Genomic DNA, 17,597 nt, shown 5'->3' with positions numbered 1-17,597 from the left:
CCTTACTTAACTGGTGTCAGCCAGATTCCGGAAATTAATCCAGGATCTTGGTGACGCGGCCAGCGCCGACGGTGCGGGAGCCCTCGCGAATTGCGAAGCGCAGGCCCTCGTCCATAGCGACCGGCTGGATGAGCTCGACGGACATGTCGACGTTGTCGCCCGGCATGACCATCTCGGTGCCCTCCGGCAGCTTCACAACACCGGTCACGTCGGTGGTGCGGAAGTAGAACTGCGGACGGTAGTTGTCGAAGAACGGGGTGTGGCGGCCGCCCTCATCCTTGGAAAGGACGTAGACGGAGCCCTCGAACTTGGTGTGCGGGGTGTAAGCGCCCGGCTTGATGACAACCTGGCCGCGCTCGACGTCCTCGCGCTTCAGGCCACGGAGAAGAAGTGCAGCGTTGTCGCCGGCCTCAGCGGTGTCGAGAAGCTTGTTGAACATCTCGATGGAGGTGACGGTGGTCTTCTGGGACTTCTCGCGGATGCCGATGATCTCAACCTCGTCGTTGAGGTTCAGAACGCCACGCTCAACACGGCCGGTAACAACGGTACCGCGGCCGGAAATGGTGAAGATGTCCTCGATCGGCATGAGGAAGTCGCGGTCGGTCTCGCGGACCGGGTCCGGGATGGAGTCGTCGCAGGACTGCATGAGGTCGAGCACGGACTGGACCCACTTCTCGTCGCCCTCGAGAGCCTTGAGTGCGGAGATGTGCGTGATCGGAGCGTCCTCGTCGTAATCCTGCTCTGCGAGCAGCTCGCGGACCTCCATCTCGACGAGCTCGATGATTTCCTCATCGTCAACCATGTCGCACTTGTTCAGCGCAACGAGGATGTAGGGAACACCGACCTGGCGAGCGAGAAGCACGTGCTCACGAGTCTGCGGCATCGGGCCGTCGGTAGCGGCAACGACGAGGATGGCGCCGTCCATCTGAGCTGCGCCGGTGATCATGTTCTTGATGTAGTCGGCGTGGCCCGGGGCGTCAACGTGAGCGTAGTGGCGCTTCGGGGTGTTGTACTCCACGTGGGAGATGTTGATGGTGATGCCGCGCTCGCGCTCCTCGGGAGCCTTGTCGATGGCATCGAACGCGAAAGCGGTGTTCTCGTCCGGGTAAGCGTCAGCGAGCACCTTGGTGATGGCAGCCGTGGTGGTGGTCTTGCCGTGGTCGACGTGACCGATGGTGCCGATGTTTACGTGCGGCTTGGAACGCTCAAACTTAGCCTTTGCCACTGTATGTCCTCCTGGACTTCATGGTGGCTACGACCTTCGCAGCCACGTGGTTTACTTTTGCCTTGCCGCCTACCCCCTGCGAGGCACGGCGACAATGGCCATTTCACAATGTGCCAGTTACATGATCCTAGATTTATCAAGACCGTTTTTCAAACCGACGGGCCCCTGATTTTTAGGGTTTTCGGCGGCTGCGGCGATCCAAACAATCAGATCCACCTAGAGAGTAACGGCTGGCTCAGACACGGCACCGATCGGGTCGTGCCTCAGCTCAACCGCTACTCCCCGGGGGGAGTGCCGGCCCCTGGCACAGCGGGCAGGCACCCCGAGGGTCAACGGCTACTTGCCGTTACGCTCGTCGATGATCTCCTGTGCGACGCTCTGCGGAACCTCGGCGTAGGAGTCGAACACCATGGTGAAGTTCGCGCGGCCCGCGGTGCTGGAACGTAGGTCACCGATGTAGCCGAACATCTCGGAGAGCGGCACCTTGGCCTTGACCACCTTCGCGCCGGAGCGGTCGTCCATGGCGTAGACCTGGCCGCGGCGGGAGCTGATGTCACCGTTGACGGTGCCCATGTACTCCTCCGGGGTGACGACCTCGACGGCCATGAGCGGCTCGAGCAGAACGGGTTTCGCCTTGGCAACGGCCTCTTTGAGGACCTGGGAGCCGGCCATCTTGAATGCCATTTCAGAGGAGTCGACTTCGTGGTACGCGCCGTCCTCGAGGGTTGCCTGGATGTTCACCAGCGGGAAGCCAGCGAGGAAGCCGTACTGCATAGCGTCCTGGATGCCGGCGTCGACAGACGGGATGTACTCCTTCGGAACGCGGCCGCCAGTGACGGCGTTCACGAACTTGTAGGTCGCGGACTCGCCGTCCTCGAGCTCGGCTGCGTCCGGGTTGTAGGGCTCGATGGAGACAATGACCTTCGCGAACTGGCCCGAACCACCGGTCTGCTTCTTGTGGGTGTAGTCCAGGGACTCCACCTTCTTGCGGATGGTCTCGCGGTAAGCAACCTGCGGGGAACCGATGTTCGCCTCGACCTTGAACTCGCGCTTCATGCGGTCGACCAGGACATCGAGGTGCAGCTCGCCCATGCCGCCGATGACGGTCTGACCGGTCTCATCGTCGAGCTTGACGGTGAAGGTCGGGTCCTCCTCGGCGAGCTTCTGAATCGCGGTGCCCAGCTTCTCCTGGTCAGCCTTGGTCTTCGGCTCGATGGCCACCTGGATAACCGGGTCCGGGAAGTCCATGGACTCGAGGATGATCGGGTGGTCCGGGTTGCACAGCGTATCGCCCGTGGTGGTGTTCTTCAGGCCGATGAAGGCGTAGATGTTGCCGGCGTCGGCGTGCTCGACCGGGTTCTCCTTGTTCGCGTGCATCTGGAAAAGCTTGCCCACGCGCTCTTTGTTGTTCTTCGTGGAGTTGAGCATCTGCTCGCCCGGAATTGCCTGGCCGGAGTAGACACGCACATAGGTGAGCTTGCCGAAGAACGGGTGAACCGCGATCTTGAACGCGAGGGCCGAGAACGGCTCCTCGACGGACGGCTTACGCGTCATGTCGATCTCGCCGTCCATGGACGTGCCATGGACCTCTCCGATGTCGAGCGGGCTCGGGAGGAAGTCGATGACAGCGTCAAGCAGCGGCTCAACGCCCTTGTTGCGGTAAGCAGTGCCACAGAAGACCGGGTACACCTCCGAGTTGACCACCATCTTGCGGATGGCCGTCTTGATCTCGTCGACGGTCAGCTCCTCGCCACCGAAGTACTTCTCCATAAGAGCCTCGTCGGACTCGGCCACGGTCTCGAGCAGCTTCTCGCGGTACTCCTCAGCCTTTTCTTGCAGCTCAGCCGGGATCTCCTGGATCTGCGGCGGGGTGCCGGTCTCAACCTTGCCCGGCCACAGCAGGGCGCGCATTTCGACGAGGTCGACAACACCGTCGAAGTCGTCTTCGGCACCGATCGGCAGCTGCATGACCAAGGGCTTGGCGCCGAGGCGGTCGATGATCGTCTGAACGGTGTAATAGAAGTCTGCGCCCAGCTTGTCCATCTTGTTGACGAAGCAGATGCGCGGGACGTCGTATTTGGCGGCCTGGCGCCAAACCTGCTCCGACTGGGGCTCGACGCCCTCTTTGCCGTCGAAGACGGCGACGGCACCGTCGAGCACGCGCAGGGAGCGCTCAACCTCGACGGTGAAGTCGACGTGGCCCGGGGTATCGATGATGTTGATCTGGTTGTTGTTCCAGAAACAGGTGACAGCGGCGGACGTGATGGTGATGCCGCGCTCCTTCTCCTGCTCCATCCAGTCCGTGGTCGCGCCACCGTCGTGGGTCTCTCCGACCTTGCGGTTGATACCGGTGTAGAAGAGAATGCGCTCGGTGGTGGTGGTCTTACCGGCGTCGATGTGAGCCATGATGCCGATGTTGCGGACCTTGTTCAGATCCTTAAGCACTTCTTGTGCCACGTTTATTACCCCAACTTAAGTGTTGTCGGCGTTTCCGATTACCTGGCCGGGCCTGCCGGTAACGCCTGTGTGGATATTTACCTTTGTCAATTCTGCCATTAGTTGCGCGCTTCGTCAGCCCGACCGCGTTAATACGCGAAACCCGGGCGCCTGCCGCGCGCCGCCGAGATCACACCAGTATGGAGTTCTCGGACATGCGCCGCGGCTGGCGGCCGGGTTGGCTGAAGATACGCACTCTGTGGCTACTACCAGCGGTAGTGGGCGAAGGCGCGGTTCGCCTCGGCCATCTTGTGCGTGTCCTCGCGACGCTTGACGGATGCGCCGAGGCCGTTGGAGGCATCGAGGATCTCGTTGGCGAGGCGTTCAATCATGGTGTTCTCGCGGCGCTGGCGGGTGAAGGTAACCATCCAGCGCAGAGCGAGGGTGTTGGAGCGGCCGGGCTTGACCTCGACCGGGACCTGGTAGGTTGCGCCGCCGACGCGGCGGGAGCGGACCTCGAGGTCCGGGCGGATGTTGCCCAGCGCCTTCTCCAGGGTGCCGACGGGATCGGTGCCGGTCTTCTCCCGGCAGATCTCGAGAGCGCCGTAGACGATGCGCTCTGCGGTGGACTTCTTGCCGTCCAGCAAAATCTTGTTCACCAGCTGGGTGACGACCTCGGAGTTGTAGACCGGGTCCTTGACAACGGGACGCTTCGGAGCTTGCTGCTTACGCATTTAAATTACTGTCCCTTCTTTGCGCCGTAGCGGGAACGAGCCTGCTTACGGTCCTTGACGCCCTGGGTATCCAGCGCACCGCGGATGATCTTGTAGCGCACACCCGGCAGGTCCTTCACACGACCGCCGCGCACGAGCACCATGGAGTGCTCCTGCAGGTTGTGGCCCTCGCCGGGGATGTAGGCGGAAACCTCGATGCCGGAGGTGAGGCGCACGCGGGCAACCTTGCGGAGAGCCGAGTTCGGCTTCTTCGGGGTGGTGGTGTACACACGGGTGCACACGCCGCGGCGCTGCGGGGAGCCCTTCAAGGCCGCCGTGGCGACCTTGGTGCGCTTATCGTGGCGGCCCTTGCGGACCAGCTGCTGAATAGTTGGCATTAACAGTCCTTCGTATCTCTAAAGGTCAGTGACGTTTTTCATTGTGCCGGTGCGTCAGTGGCTGAACACGCAAAAATGGGGGCTCTTTTTCGGGGCCCTTCCGTCTGCGCGAACCACCAACCGCGGGGGACACGGGGGATTCAAGTTTCGCTTCGCACAGTGCGTGCGCGCGAAATCCGTATGGACGTTACAGGACGCCGGTTCGTAGAAGCAAATCCGGGCTGGAATCCCCGAGATCCATCCGCGTTGGCTGGGCTGCCAGACTCGATACAGAGGGGGCGAGCGAGCCCTTTCACATGCTCAACCCTGTTTTGGAGCAGACGGAAGCAAGTGTTTGCTCGTATATGGGCGCGGGCGTCGAGCACCTGAGCCAAAAACAAGGGCCTGACCCCGATGCGAGATCGGAATCAGGCCCTGATTCTTGCGCGAGCTACATCTGATCGAAGCCGTACTCGTCCAGCGGCACCGAGGCACCGGTGAACTCGCCGTAGCCGTCGTCACCGTAGATCGAATCCCCGAACGTCGGGATCGAGTACGCCGCGGAGCGAGCAGCCTCTGTCGGCTTGACCTGAATGTTGCGGTAGCGGGAGATACCCGTGCCAGCCGGAATCAGCTTACCGATGATCACGTTCTCCTTCAGGCCGATCAGCTTGTCGGAGCGCTTGTTGATCGCGGCGTCGGTCAGCACGCGCGTGGTCTCCTGGAACGAGGCCGCGGACAGCCACGACTCCGTAGCCAACGACGCCTTGGTGATACCCATGATCTCCGAGCGCATCTCTGCCGGCTGGCCGCCGTCGGCAACCGTCTGCGCGTTGACCTGGCGTGCCTCGGCGAGATCCACCAAGGTACCCGGCAGGAAGTCCGTGTCACCGGAGTCGATGACGTTACCGCGACGCAGCATCTGGCGGATGATGATCTCGATGTGCTTGTCGTGGATGGACACACCCTGGGTGCGGTACACGGCCTGCACCTCATCAATGAGGTGCTTCTCGACACCGCGGCGCCCGAGAATCTCAAGCACGTCGTGCGGGTCAGCCGCACCGCGCAGCAGGCGGTCGCCCACCTCAACGCGGTCGCCCTCGCGCAGCGAACGCTCGATCATGGCATTCGGGTTGGACTCCATCGGGCGGCGGACCTGCGCGAGGCCCTGGCGCTTTGACAGCTTCTCGTATACGACATTGTCGGAACCGTCATCCGGGTGGATGGTCAGCGTCCAGAAGTTGCCCTCGTCCTCCAGCGTGACGGTGCCGGCGACGGAGGCGATCGGGGCGCGGTTCTTGGGCACGCGCGCCTCGAACAGTTCCTGCACACGCGGCAGACCACCGGTGATGTCGCCGCCGACACCGCCCTGGTGGAAGGTACGCATTGTCAGCTGCGTGCCGGGCTCACCGATCGACTGGGCCGCCACGATGCCGACCGCCTCGCCGATGTCCACGAGATGGCCTGAAGCCATAGACTTGCCGTAGCACTTCGCGCACACGCCGGTCGGGGTCTGGCAGGTCAGCACGGAGCGGACCTTGACCTCGGCGACGCCTGCGGCGACAAGCTTGTCGACGTTGTCCTCGTTCAGGTCGGAACCAGCTTCGAGAACGACAGTTCCGTCGGCGTCCTTCGCGTCGCCTGCGAGCACTCGGCCGGAAACCGTGGTCTCGACAAGGTCGTCGCGAACCCACTTGTCACCCACCTGCTGCGCCACCGGCACGCGGACACCCTGGTGGGTGCCACAGTCGTCCTCGCGGACGATGACGTCCTGTGCCACGTCGACGAGACGACGGGTGAGGTAGCCGGAGTCGGCGGTACGCAGAGCGGTATCGGCGAGGCCCTTGCGGGAACCGTGGGAGTTATTGAAGTACTCCATCACCGACAGGCCCTCGCGGAAGGAGGTCTTGATCGGGCGGGTGATGTACTCGCCGCGCGAGTTCACGACCATGCCCTTCATGCCTGCCAGGGTCCAGATCTGGCGCATGTTACCGGCCGCACCGGACTTCACGATCATCGGGATCGGGTTGTCGTCCGGGTAGAGGTCCTCCACGGCTTGACCCACCTTGTTGGTGGCGTCCTGCCAGAGCTCGACCAGGCGGTCGTAGCGGTTCTCCTCGGTCAGCGCACCCTTCTCCCAGAACTTGCGCTCGATCTCCTCAGCTTCGCGCTCGTACTGCTCGAGCACCTCCACCTTGTTCGGGAGGACCAGAACGTCGGACATGGAGATGGTCACGCCAGAGCGGGTTGCCCAGTAGAAACCGGCATCCTTCATCTTGTCCAGCGTCTGCGCGACGGTGATCATCGGGTACTTCTCCACCATGGACTGGATGACGTCGCCAAGCAGCACCTTGCCGGAACCGCCACCCTTGCGCACCATCGCACCTTCCTGGTACGGGAAGTTGAACGGCAGCATCTCGTTGAACATGATGCGGCCGAGCGTGGTGTCAGCGAGCCAGGACTGGCCCTGCTCCCAGCCGTCGGCGAACTGCTCCGCCTCGATTTCCGGCGTCGGGCGCAGGTGGTCGATGCGCACCTTGATCGGGGCCTGCAGGCCGAGCACACCGCGGTCGTAAGCCATGATCGCCTCGCGGTAGGAGGTGTACACGCCGCGCGCGGGGCGGTTCTCGTCGGCCGGGGCGTACGCGCCCTCGCCGCCGATCTCGGACTCGCCCTTTAGCATCGTCAAGAAGTACAGACCGGTGACCATGTCCAGGCGCGGCATCGCCAGCGGCTTGCCGGATGCCGGGGACAGGATGTTGTTGGACGACAACATGAGCACGCGGGCTTCGGCCTGCGCCTCAGCGGACAGCGGCAGGTGCACCGCCATCTGGTCGCCGTCGAAGTCAGCGTTGAACGCCTCGCAGGCAAGCGGGTGCAGCTGGATGGCCTTGCCCTCGACGAGCTTCGGCTCGAACGCCTGGATACCCAGACGGTGCAGCGTCGGCGCGCGGTTAAGCAGCACGGGGTGCTCGGAGATGGCCTCTTCGAGAACGTCCCACACCTCGGGGCGCTGGCGCTCCACCATGCGCTTGGCGGACTTGATGTTCTGCGCGTAGTCATTGTCTACCAGGCGCTTCATCACGAACGGCTTGAACAGCTCAAGTGCCATGAGCTTGGGCAGGCCGCACTCGTGCAGCTTGAGCTGCGGGCCGACGATGATCACGGAACGGCCGGAGTAATCTACGCGCTTGCCCAGCAGGTTCTGGCGGAAGCGGCCCTGCTTGCCCTTGAGCAGGTCGGACAGGGACTTCAGCGGGCGGTTGCCCGGGCCGGTGACCGGGCGGCCGCGGCGGCCGTTGTCGAACAGTGCGTCCACGGATTCCTGCAGCATGCGCTTCTCGTTGTTCACGATGATCTCGGGGGCACCGAGGTCGATCATGCGCTTAAGGCGGTTGTTGCGGTTGATCACTCGGCGGTACAGGTCATTCAGGTCGGACGTGGCGAAGCGACCACCGTCGAGCTGAACCATCGGGCGCAGCTCGGGCGGGATGACCGGGATAGCGTCGAGGATCATGCCGGCCGGGTCATTGCCGGAGCGCAGGAACGCGGCGACAACCTTCAGGCGCTTGAGCGCGCGGATCTTCTTCTGACCCTTACCCTCGGCGATGATGGTGCGAAGCTCCTCCGCCTCGGCCTCGAGGTCGAAGTTGCGGATAAGAGTCTGAATTGCCTCGGCACCCATGCCGCCGGTGAAGTAATCCTCGTAGCGGTCGACGAGCTCCTCATACAGGTTCTCGTCGATGACCATCTGCTTCGGGGCGAGCTTGACAAAGGTCTGCCACACCTCGTCGAGACGCTCGACCTCGCGCTCGCCGGCCTGGCGGATGTGGGTCATCTCCTTGTCAGCGGCCTGCTGCACCTTCTTGCGCGACGACGCGTTGGCGCCGGCGGCCTCGAGCTCGGCGAGGTCCTCCTCCAGCTTCTGGGCACGCTCGGCGATCTCGGAGTTGGCGTCTGCCTCGACTTCCTTCTTCTCCATGAGCATCTCGGCCTCGAGAGTGGACATGTCGTTGTGACGCGCCTCATCATCGACGGACGTGATGATGTTGGCCGCGAAGTAGATAATGCGCTCCAGGTCCTTCGGGGCCAGGTCAAGCAGGTAACCCAAGCGGGACGGCACGCCCTTGAAATACCAGATGTGGGTGACGGGGGCGGCGAGCTCGATGTGGCCCATACGCTCGCGGCGCACCTTGGACTTGGTCACCTCGACACCGCAGCGCTCGCAGATAATGCCCTTGTAGCGCACACGCTTGTACTTGCCGCAGGCGCACTCCCAGTCGCGGGTCGGCCCGAAGATGCGCTCGCAGAACAGACCGTCCTTCTCGGGCTTGAGAGTGCGGTAGTTGATGGTTTCCGGCTTCTTGACCTCGCCGTGGGACCAGCGGCGGATGTCGTCGGCGGTGGCCAGGCCAATGCGAAGCTCGTCGAAGAGGTTTACGTCAAACACGTAAATTCCCTTTCACCTCCCCCTCGTGGGGAGGATCGGTGTGGATAGTTTCTTGCGTTGCGTTCGTTGGCGTTTAGGCCGTGTCAGCCGCTGCACCCTCGTCGCGCGAGAGGTTGATTCCGAGGGAGGAACCTGCCTGGTCGTAGTCGTCGTCGTCGTCGCCGGAGAGCTCCATCGGGGTGCCGTCGGCGGTGAGAACCTCGACGTTCAAGCACAGCGACTGCAGCTCCTTGAGCAGCACCTTGAAGGACTCGGGGATGCCCGGATCCGGGATGTTGTCGCCCTTGACGATCGCCTCGTAGACCTTCACACGGCCGACCACGTCGTCCGACTTGATGGTCAGGAGCTCCTGGAGGGTGTAGGCGGCGCCGTACGCCTGCATCGCCCACACCTCCATCTCACCGAGGCGCTGGCCGCCGAACTGGGCCTTACCGCCCAGCGGCTGCTGTGTAATCATGGAGTACGGGCCCGTGGAACGGGCGTGGATCTTCTCGTCCACCAGGTGGTGCAGTTTGAGCATGTACATGTAGCCCACGGACACCGGGTACTTGAACGGCTCGCCGGAGCGGCCGTCGAAAAGCACGGTCTTGCCGTCGCGGTCGACCATGACGTCACCGTCGCGGTTGGGCTTGGAGTTCGCGAGCAGACCCGCGATCTCCTCGTTGCTGGCACCGTCGAACACAGGAGTCGCGGTGAGCGATTCCGGCGGCACGTCGTAAAGGTGCTCCGGCAGGGTTTCCAGCAGCGCGGCGTTGGCGGGGTCATCCGGGTTGACGGTCCAGCCGGCGTGCGCCAGCCAGCCGAGGTGGACCTCGAGAACCTGGCCAATGTTCATACGGCGGGGCACACCGTGCGTGTTCAGAATGATGTCCACTGGGGTGCCGTCAGCCATGAACGGCATGTCCTCCTGCGGCAGGATCTTGCCCACGACACCCTTGTTGCCGTGGCGGCCGGCCATCTTGTCGCCGTCCTGGATCTTGCGCTTCTGGGCGACGTAGACGCGGATCATCTCGTTGACACCCGGGCTCAGGTCGTCGTCGTCGTCGCGCGAGAAGCGGCGCACAGCGATGACCTTACCGGTCTCACCGTGGGGCACCTTCAGGGAAGTGTCGCGCACCTCGCGGGCCTTCTCACCGAAGATGGCGCGCAGCAGGCGCTCCTCCGGGGTCAGCTCGGTCTCGCCCTTCGGCGTGACCTTGCCGACGAGGATGTCGCCGTCTCGGACATCGGCGCCAATGCGGATGATGCCGCGCTCGTCGAGGTCCTTGAGCACGTCCTCGGAAACATTCGGGATCTCACGGGTGATTTCCTCGGCGCCGAGCTTGGTGTCGCGGGCGTCGATCTCGTGCTCCTCGATGTGCACGGAGGTGAGAATGTCGTCCTCCACCACGCGCTGGTTGAGGATGATCGCGTCCTCGTAGTTGTGGCCTTCCCACGGCATGAAGGCGACGAGCAGGTTGCGGCCGAGGGCCATCTCGCCGTTCTTCGTACCCGGGCCGTCGGCGATGACCTGGCCGGCCTCGACGCGCTCGCCAGCGGACACGATCGGGGTCTGGTTGTAGCAGGTGCCCTGGTTGGTGCGCTCGAAGGTACGCAGCAGGTGCGTGTCGCGGATGCCGTCATCGTCCATGATGGTGATGAAGTCACCGGTGACGTCTTCGACCACGCCGGCCTTGCGGGTGATCACGGTGTCGCCCGCGTCGTACGCGGCGCGCTGCTCCATGCCCGTGGCCACGTAGGCGGCCTCGGAGCGCAACAGCGGCACAGCCTGCTTCTGCATGTTCGCACCCATGAGCGCGCGGTTCGCGTCGTCGTGCTCGAGGAACGGAATCATCGCGGTAGCGACGGACACCATCTGGCGCGGGGAAATATCGAGGTAATCCACGCCCTGGGCACCGACGACGCCGATGTCGCCGTCCTTGAGGCGAACCTCGATACGCTCGCCGGTGAGGTTGCCCTCGGCGTCCATCGGAGTGGCCGCCTGCGCGATGGCGTAGCGGTCCTCCTCGTCAGCCGTGAGGTAGTCGATCTGGTCGGTCAGTTTGCCGTCGACGACCTTCTGGTACGGAGTCTCGATGAAACCGAACGCGTTGACGCGTGCGTACGACGACAGCGCACCGATGAGGCCGATGTTCGGGCCTTCGGGAGTCTCGATGGGGCACATGCGGCCGTAGTGCGACGGGTGCACGTCTCGGACCTCGATGCCGGCGCGCTCGCGCGACAGGCCGCCCGGGCCGAGCGCGGAGAGGCGGCGCTTGTGGGTCAGGCCAGACAGGGAGTTGTTCTGATCCATGAACTGGGACAGCTGGGAGGTGCCGAAGAACTCCCGGATCGCCGCGGAGACCGGGCGCACGTTAATCAGCGAGGTCGGTGTGATCGATTCCGCGTCCTGGGTTGTCATGCGCTCGCGCACAACGCGCTCCATGCGGGACAGGCCGACGCGGACCTGATTCTGAATCAGCTCGCCGACGGTTCGGAGGCGACGGTTTCCGAAGTGGTCGATGTCGTCGGTGTTGATCGGGATGATCTCACCAGTCGGGGAGGTCATCTCGGTCTCGCCCGCGTGCAGACGCACGAGGTACTCGAGGGTGGTGGCGATGTCCTCCTCGGTCAGCGTCATGAGGCCGTCGTGGTCGCCGCCCAGGCCGAGCTTGCGGTTAACCTTGTAGCGGCCGACGCGGGCGAGGTCGTAGCGCTTCGCCTTGAAGAAGGAGTTCTCGAGCAGGGACTGCGCGAGGTCGCGGGTCGGCTGCTCACCGGGGCGCTGCTTGCGGTAGATCTCCAGCAGTGCCTCGTCGGTGTTGGCTACGCCGTCGGACTCGAGGGTGGACATCATGATCTCGGAGAAGCCGAAGCGCTGCGTAATCTGCTCCGTGGTCCAGCCAAGCGCCTTCAGCAGCACGGTGACCGGCTGGCGGCGCTTGCGGTCGATGCGCACACCGACGGTATCGCGCTTGTCCACGTCGAACTCGAGCCACGCGCCGCGCGACGGGATCACCTTGACGGCGTGCAGCGGACGCTCGGTGGACTTGTCGATTGTCTCGTCGAAGTAGACACCGGGCGAACGAACCAGCTGGGAGACAACGACGCGCTCGGTGCCGTTGACAATGAAGGTTCCCTTGTCGGTCATCAGCGGGAAGTCGCCGATGAACACCGTCTGGGACTTGATCTCCTGGGTGTCGTTGTTGATGAACTCCGCGGTCACGTACAGGGGCGCGGAGTAGTTGATGTCCTTTTCTTTGCACTCATCGATCGAGTACTTGATTTCCTCGAACCGGGGCTCGGACAACGACAGGCTCATATTGCCCGAGTAGTCCTGGATCGGGGAGATCTCGTCGAGGATGTCCTCGAGGCCGCTAGTAATGCGGGCGGTGTCACCGCGCTCGGCGCGCTGGCGCTCGCGCCAGTCCTGGGTTCCAACGAGCCAGGCAAAGGACTCGCTCTGAACGTCCAGCAATCCGGGCACGGTTACAGGCTCGGAGATTTTCGCGAACGAGTAACGCTCGGGAGCTCCGGGGATATTGGCCATTGACATGGTCTGGTGGGAGACTGCCAAGTTGGGTCCTTCCAGCACCTCACGCGGTCCTTGCGGCATCTGCTCAGTCGGGGCAAATCCGGGGTTTCCGCTGGATAAATTAGCATTCGGTCAGCTGTGGAAGTCCCGCCCCCTGAAATGCACAAAGTCGCCTTGTCAAATCATCTTTTGCAAAATGACGGGCAAGGCTCTTCAGCGCGACTAGAGACGGCTTCCAGCGCAACGATTGACTTTATACCATCGTCCCCGGGTTGTAAAGACATGCGCTTGTTTCCTGAACACCGTCGGTGCACAGGATCCGCCGTCGCGGGGAACTCTACCACCCCGCCGCCGCCCATCGCACTATCGTGGCGCGCCGGGCGACTCCGCCGCTGCAGAGTTCCTGCGGTTTTGCCGACGTCCCGGCCGCAGCGCCCCAATGAGCCCGATCAGCGTCAGTACCGCGCCGGCCGACATGACGGCCGCCGACACGGTGCGCGACTGCCCCTGAGAGAACACACCTGCGAGCTGTTCGACCATCGCCGCGGTCTGCTCGCGCGGCATCTCCCCCGCGTAGCGCAACACGTCTTCGACCCGTTTACCGTCCGCGCCGGCGTAATAATAGTCCACGTCCTCGTTCATCCCGACGACAAGACCGGAGACCTGGTCCACCAACAACTCGCGGGTGGCAGAGTAGAACAGGAACGAGCGAGTCTGGTTGCCTTCCTCATCCACCTGCGTCTTAGTGTTGCGCATGTCGGCGTATCGCAGCGCGAGGTTGGTGGGTGCCACCGCCTGTTTGTAGCGGTAAACAGTCCGGCCCGCGATCTCCTCCTCGCCGGTAAATGCCGCCGGCGCGGTGCCGCGAAGCGCGGAATCGAACACTTCGTAGGTAGTCTGCTGGGCGCCGGCCGGAAGTTTCAGCCACGGTCCTGTCTCGGCGACCTCGGTTTCGGGGAGAATCATGACGTTGGACAGTTTTAAGGGCCCCGTCGGTTCTCCGGAGACCCGGTCCATGGAAAAAGTCCACGTTCCGGCCGAGACCAGGTTGTCAAAGTCGCGTTCCGACGTCCCCGCGCGCAGGGTCTCCCCCACCCGCACGCTCGCGGTGTCGCTATTAGAGGGGTTCTGGATCTCCATGTGGAGCTGACGCGTGACTGGCTGGGTCTGCCCCTCGTAGGAACCGGCGGGGTCGGACATTGTCCACGTGGTGTGCTCCAAGTCCAGCGGGAGCCGGCCGTCCCCGATCAGGAAGCGGGGTGCCAGCAGCCCTCCGACGATCAAGGCGATGCCGAGACCTGTGAGGAGGGCCGCCAGAATTCGGGACTTGGGAAGCATGGTGGCCGATTGTATCGCATGTCCGACCCCTTGCAGGTTGCCGCCTGCTATCGCAGGATGTCGCGGCCGAGTTTGAGCGACGTCGCCAGCGCGGTAGCCCAGATGTCGCTGCGGATGCCGTTGTTGACCAGGTTCATAAAACGCGTCTGGGTCACATTGCGGGACTCCGTGTACTTGGTCATGCCTCCGTCACCATGGCGCCGGCCCACTCCCGAGGTTTTCCAGCCGCCCATCGGCGCGTCGATCGCCGACCACGCGGGTGCGTACCCTTCGTTGATGTTGACGGTGCCGCTCTCCAGCTTGGAAGCGATTTTCTTGCCTGTCGACGGCTTCGCCCACACCGAGGAGTTGAGACCGTAATCCGTGTCGTTGGCGCGGCGCACGGCCTCGTCGTTGGAATCGACGATCTCGATGTACACAACCGGGCCAAATACTTCTCCGCGGTGCAGGTCCGCCGATTCCGGGACGTCGGTGAGCACGGTCGGGGCGTAGAAGGCGTCGCCAAGCTCGCGCAGACGCTTGCCGCCGGTGAGCACCTTGGCCCCTTTCTCCACGGCGTCGTTGACGAACTTCTCCACCGTGTCGGCGTGCTCGACGGAGATGAGCGAGCCCATGTCGTTGTCCCAGCCGCGGCCGCCACCGACCTTGATCTGGTTGACGCGGTCGACAAACTTGGGGATGAACTCGTCAGCGACCCTGCGATGGACGTAGATGCGCTCGATGGAGATACACAGCTGGCCGGAATTGCCGAAGCACGCGGGCCACACGCCGGCGACGGCACGATCGACATCGGCGTCGTCGGCGACGATGAGGGGATTCTTTCCGCCGAGCTCCATCGAGTAATCGATCAGCCGGGGCGCGACCTGCTCCGCCAGGGACTGTCCTGTCGCGGTGGAGCCGGTGAACATCAGGTAGTCGCACTCCTGCATGATCGCCTGGCCGACCTCAGATCCGCGCCCGGTGACAACGTTGAATACGCCCTCCGGCAACCCCGCCTCGGCGAGCAGCTCCGCGCCAAGCAGAGCGGAGAGCGGGGTCTGCGAATCCGGCTTGAGCACGACCGTGTTCCCGGCGAGCATCGCCGGGATGGCATCGGAGACCGTCAGGGAAAGCGGGTAGTTGAACGGGGCGATGATTCCGACAACGCCCTTCGGTGCGTACTCCTCACGGGTGGAGGTGAGAACTGGCATGACGGGACGGCGACCCTTCGGCTTGAGAAGCTTTTCGGCGCGGTAGCCGTAGTGGCGCGAGGTCAGGGCGACGTCCAAAACTTCTTCGAGCGCGCTCAGGCGGTTCTTGCCGTTCTCGTCCTGGATCGTGTCCATGATGCGCTCTCGGTTGTCGATCACGAGGTTGTGCAGCTTGAGAAAGATCTTGCGGCGCTGGCGGAAGCTGGTCTTCGCCCACCGCTTCTGCGCGCGGCGAGCCTTTTCGAAGGCCACCTTCGTCTCTTCCTTGGTGTGGGCCGGAACCGTGGTGATTACTTCACCGGTCGCCGGATTGATGATGTCGGTCATGGTGCGCTCGGGGGCAATTGCCTGAGACATTTTGTGCTCTTTCTTCCGGATTGAGATTTCTACCCCATAACCATATACATGTGACCGTCACTACATCTATAGTTTGTTTTATGGAAAAAACACTCAATCGAAAGAAATCAATTTTTATTAGCGGCGGAGCATCCGGAATCGGCATGGAGACCGCGAAGCGGATGCTGGAGAACGGATGGGTCGTCGGCGTCTACGACGTCGCGGAAACCGAATGGCACCATGACCTCGACCTAGAGGAGGGCCAGCTCATCACCGGCCGTCTTGACGTGCGGAAGTGGGACGACTGGGAGAATGCGCTCAAAGACTTCACCTCCCACACCGGTGGCCAGCTCGACGCTTTCTTCAACAACGCCGGCGTGATCATCGACGGCCCGATTCACGAGCAGGACCCCGACCGCATCCAGTGGATCATCGACATCAACTGCATCGGTGTCACCTACGGCGCACGCGCCTGCCACCCGTACCTGAAGCGCACCAAGGGTTCCGTCATGGTCTCCATGGGCTCGGCCTCCGCTATCTACGGGCAACCGGAAATCTCCACCTACTCCGCCTCCAAGTTCTACGTCAAGGGTTTCACGGAGGCCATGAGCCTCGAATGGGCGAAAGACAAGATCCGCGTCCACGACTTGGCACCCCTGTGGGCCAAGACCAAGGTCTCCGAAGTCAACGCCCGCTCCGTCCGCACGCTCGGTGTCCGCCTCGAGGCTGCCGACGTCGCCGAGGTCGCGCAGAAGATTTTCGATGACCCGAGCTTCTACCAGAAGCTCATGGTCCACCACGGTGTCAGTGTCCCTGACAAGATCCTCAAGGGCCTGGCCGACTTCTCCCCCGACATTCTCAAGCGGGCCATGACGAAGATTCTCGTGGGCTAACGTTTCAGCAGGGCGTCGACAAGCGAAAAGCTCCCCCACCGAAAGCGGTGGGGGAGCTTACTCGTTGAAGCGGCAGGATTACTTGAGGGTAACCGTTGCGCCTGCCTCTTCGAGCTTGGTCTTCGCAGCCTCGGCGTCGTCCTTGTTGGCGCCCTCGAGGATGGCCTTCGGTGCACCCTCGACCATTTCCTTGGCGTCCTTCAGGCCCAGGCCGGAAACGATCTCGCGGACAGCCTTGATCACGCCGATCTTCTTGTCGCCAGCGTTCTCGAGGATGACGTCGAACTCGTCCTTCTCCTCCTCAGCGGCAGCCTCGCCGCCGGCCGGTGCGCCCGCAGCGGCGACTGCAACCGGAGCAGCAGCGGTGACGTCGAAGACCTCCTCGAATTCCTTCAGGAACTCGGAAAGCTCGATGAGGGTCATTTCCTTGAACTGCTCAATGAGCTCGTCCTTAGACAGCTTAGCCATTGTGGCTTCCTTTCTTTCGGTGGCCGCTTACGCGACCTGTGGTGTTGGGTGTAGCTGGGTGCGCTTAAGCGGCTTCGCCCTGCTTGTCCTGCAGTGCAGCGACGAGGCGGGCAGTCTTGGATGCCGGAGCCTGGAACAGGCCGGCAGCCTTGGCCAAGGAGCCCTGGAAAGCGCCTGCGATCTTGGCGAGGGTGGTCTCGCGGTTGTCCATCTCAGCGATGGCGTCAACCTGGTCGGCGGACAGGACGTTGCCGTCCATGTAACCGCCCTTGATCACGAACGCGTCGTGAGCCTTGTTGAACTTCTTCATGATCTTGGCAGCATCGACTGCCTCGCCCTTGATGAAGGCGACGGCGGTCGGGCCAGTCAGAAGTTCATCGAGACCCTCCATGCCATTCTCGCTTGCGGCGATCTTGACGAGGGTGTTCTTGGCGACGTGGTACTCGACATCGAAACCGAGCTCACCGCGCAGCTCCTGCAGCTGACCAACGGTCAGTCCGCGGTACTCGGTGAGGACGATGGAGCTCGCCTCCTGGAACTTGTCCTTGAGAGCGGCAAGCTCAGCAGTGTTCTTCGGGTTTGCCATGACACACGCCTCCTTCCAATAATTAACGTCCTACAATCCGCCCGGAGCACGATCGCTTAACGACGAAAGCG

11 protein-coding genes are annotated in these 17,597 nt (G+C 63.0%); 1 reads left to right on the top strand and 10 read right to left on the bottom strand.

Features of this window, described 5'->3' with window-relative positions; genetic code table 11:
• Window positions 1-34: 34 nt before the first annotated feature.
• The 8 genes from tuf to G7Y29_RS01495 all read right to left on the bottom strand — a co-directional run bounded on the left by tuf (window position 35) and on the right by G7Y29_RS01495 (window position 15,600).
• Window positions 35-1,225 (bottom strand): elongation factor Tu, encoded by a 1,191-nt coding sequence (gene tuf, locus G7Y29_RS01530; protein WP_165003463.1) that lies wholly within the window; start codon window positions 1,223-1,225, stop codon window positions 35-37.
• 336 nt (window positions 1,226-1,561) lie between these two features.
• Window positions 1,562-3,682 carry an elongation factor G gene (gene fusA, locus G7Y29_RS01525; protein ID WP_165003461.1) on the bottom strand — a complete coding sequence of 707 codons (2,121 nt, stop codon included), beginning with the start codon at window positions 3,680-3,682 and terminating at the stop codon, window positions 1,562-1,564.
• A 245-nt stretch (window positions 3,683-3,927) separates the two neighbouring features.
• A complete protein-coding gene (gene rpsG, locus G7Y29_RS01520) occupies window positions 3,928-4,395 on the bottom strand; it encodes a 30S ribosomal protein S7 (RefSeq protein ID WP_165003459.1) in 468 nt (155 codons plus the stop codon).
• 5 nt (window positions 4,396-4,400) lie between these two features.
• Window positions 4,401-4,772, bottom strand: coding sequence for a 30S ribosomal protein S12 (gene rpsL / locus G7Y29_RS01515; RefSeq protein ID WP_018017465.1), 372 nt, complete (start codon window positions 4,770-4,772; stop codon window positions 4,401-4,403).
• Between the two features lie 430 nt (window positions 4,773-5,202).
• Window positions 5,203-9,201, bottom strand: a complete 3,999-nt coding sequence (locus tag G7Y29_RS01510) for a DNA-directed RNA polymerase subunit beta' (protein WP_165003456.1) — start codon at window positions 9,199-9,201, stop codon at window positions 5,203-5,205.
• Window positions 9,202-9,274: 73 nt separating this feature from the next.
• Window positions 9,275-12,775, bottom strand: a complete 3,501-nt coding sequence (rpoB, locus tag G7Y29_RS01505) for a DNA-directed RNA polymerase subunit beta (protein ID WP_165003455.1) — start codon at window positions 12,773-12,775, stop codon at window positions 9,275-9,277.
• 303 nt (window positions 12,776-13,078) lie between these two features.
• A complete protein-coding gene (pgfA, locus tag G7Y29_RS01500) occupies window positions 13,079-14,053 on the bottom strand; it encodes a cell envelope lipid trafficking protein PgfA (protein ID WP_165003453.1) in 975 nt (324 codons plus the stop codon).
• A gap of 47 nt (window positions 14,054-14,100) precedes the next feature.
• Complete coding sequence (locus G7Y29_RS01495; RefSeq protein WP_165003451.1) at window positions 14,101-15,600, bottom strand: succinic semialdehyde dehydrogenase; 1,500 nt, start codon at window positions 15,598-15,600, stop codon at window positions 14,101-14,103.
• Between the two features lie 80 nt (window positions 15,601-15,680).
• On the opposite strand from G7Y29_RS01495, the gene G7Y29_RS01490 reads away from it, so the two are divergent.
• Window positions 15,681-16,472 (top strand): SDR family oxidoreductase, encoded by a 792-nt coding sequence (locus G7Y29_RS01490; protein ID WP_165003449.1) that lies wholly within the window; start codon window positions 15,681-15,683, stop codon window positions 16,470-16,472.
• Window positions 16,473-16,550: 78 nt separating this feature from the next.
• Here the strand turns inward: G7Y29_RS01490 and rplL are convergent, their stop codons facing one another.
• Entirely contained in the window at window positions 16,551-16,940 is a 390-nt protein-coding gene (gene rplL / locus G7Y29_RS01485; RefSeq protein WP_165003447.1) for a 50S ribosomal protein L7/L12, read from the bottom strand.
• A gap of 64 nt (window positions 16,941-17,004) precedes the next feature.
• Window positions 17,005-17,526, bottom strand: coding sequence for a 50S ribosomal protein L10 (rplJ, locus tag G7Y29_RS01480; RefSeq protein ID WP_165003445.1), 522 nt, complete (start codon window positions 17,524-17,526; stop codon window positions 17,005-17,007).
• Window positions 17,527-17,597: the final 71 nt, after the last annotated feature.

Origin of the sequence: Corynebacterium qintianiae, assembly GCF_011038645.2 — a bacterium.
Taxonomy (GTDB): Bacteria; Actinomycetota; Actinomycetes; order Mycobacteriales; family Mycobacteriaceae; genus Corynebacterium; species Corynebacterium qintianiae.
Note: the sequence above shows the minus strand (reverse complement) of the source record. Positions and strands in the feature narration are given on the sequence as shown.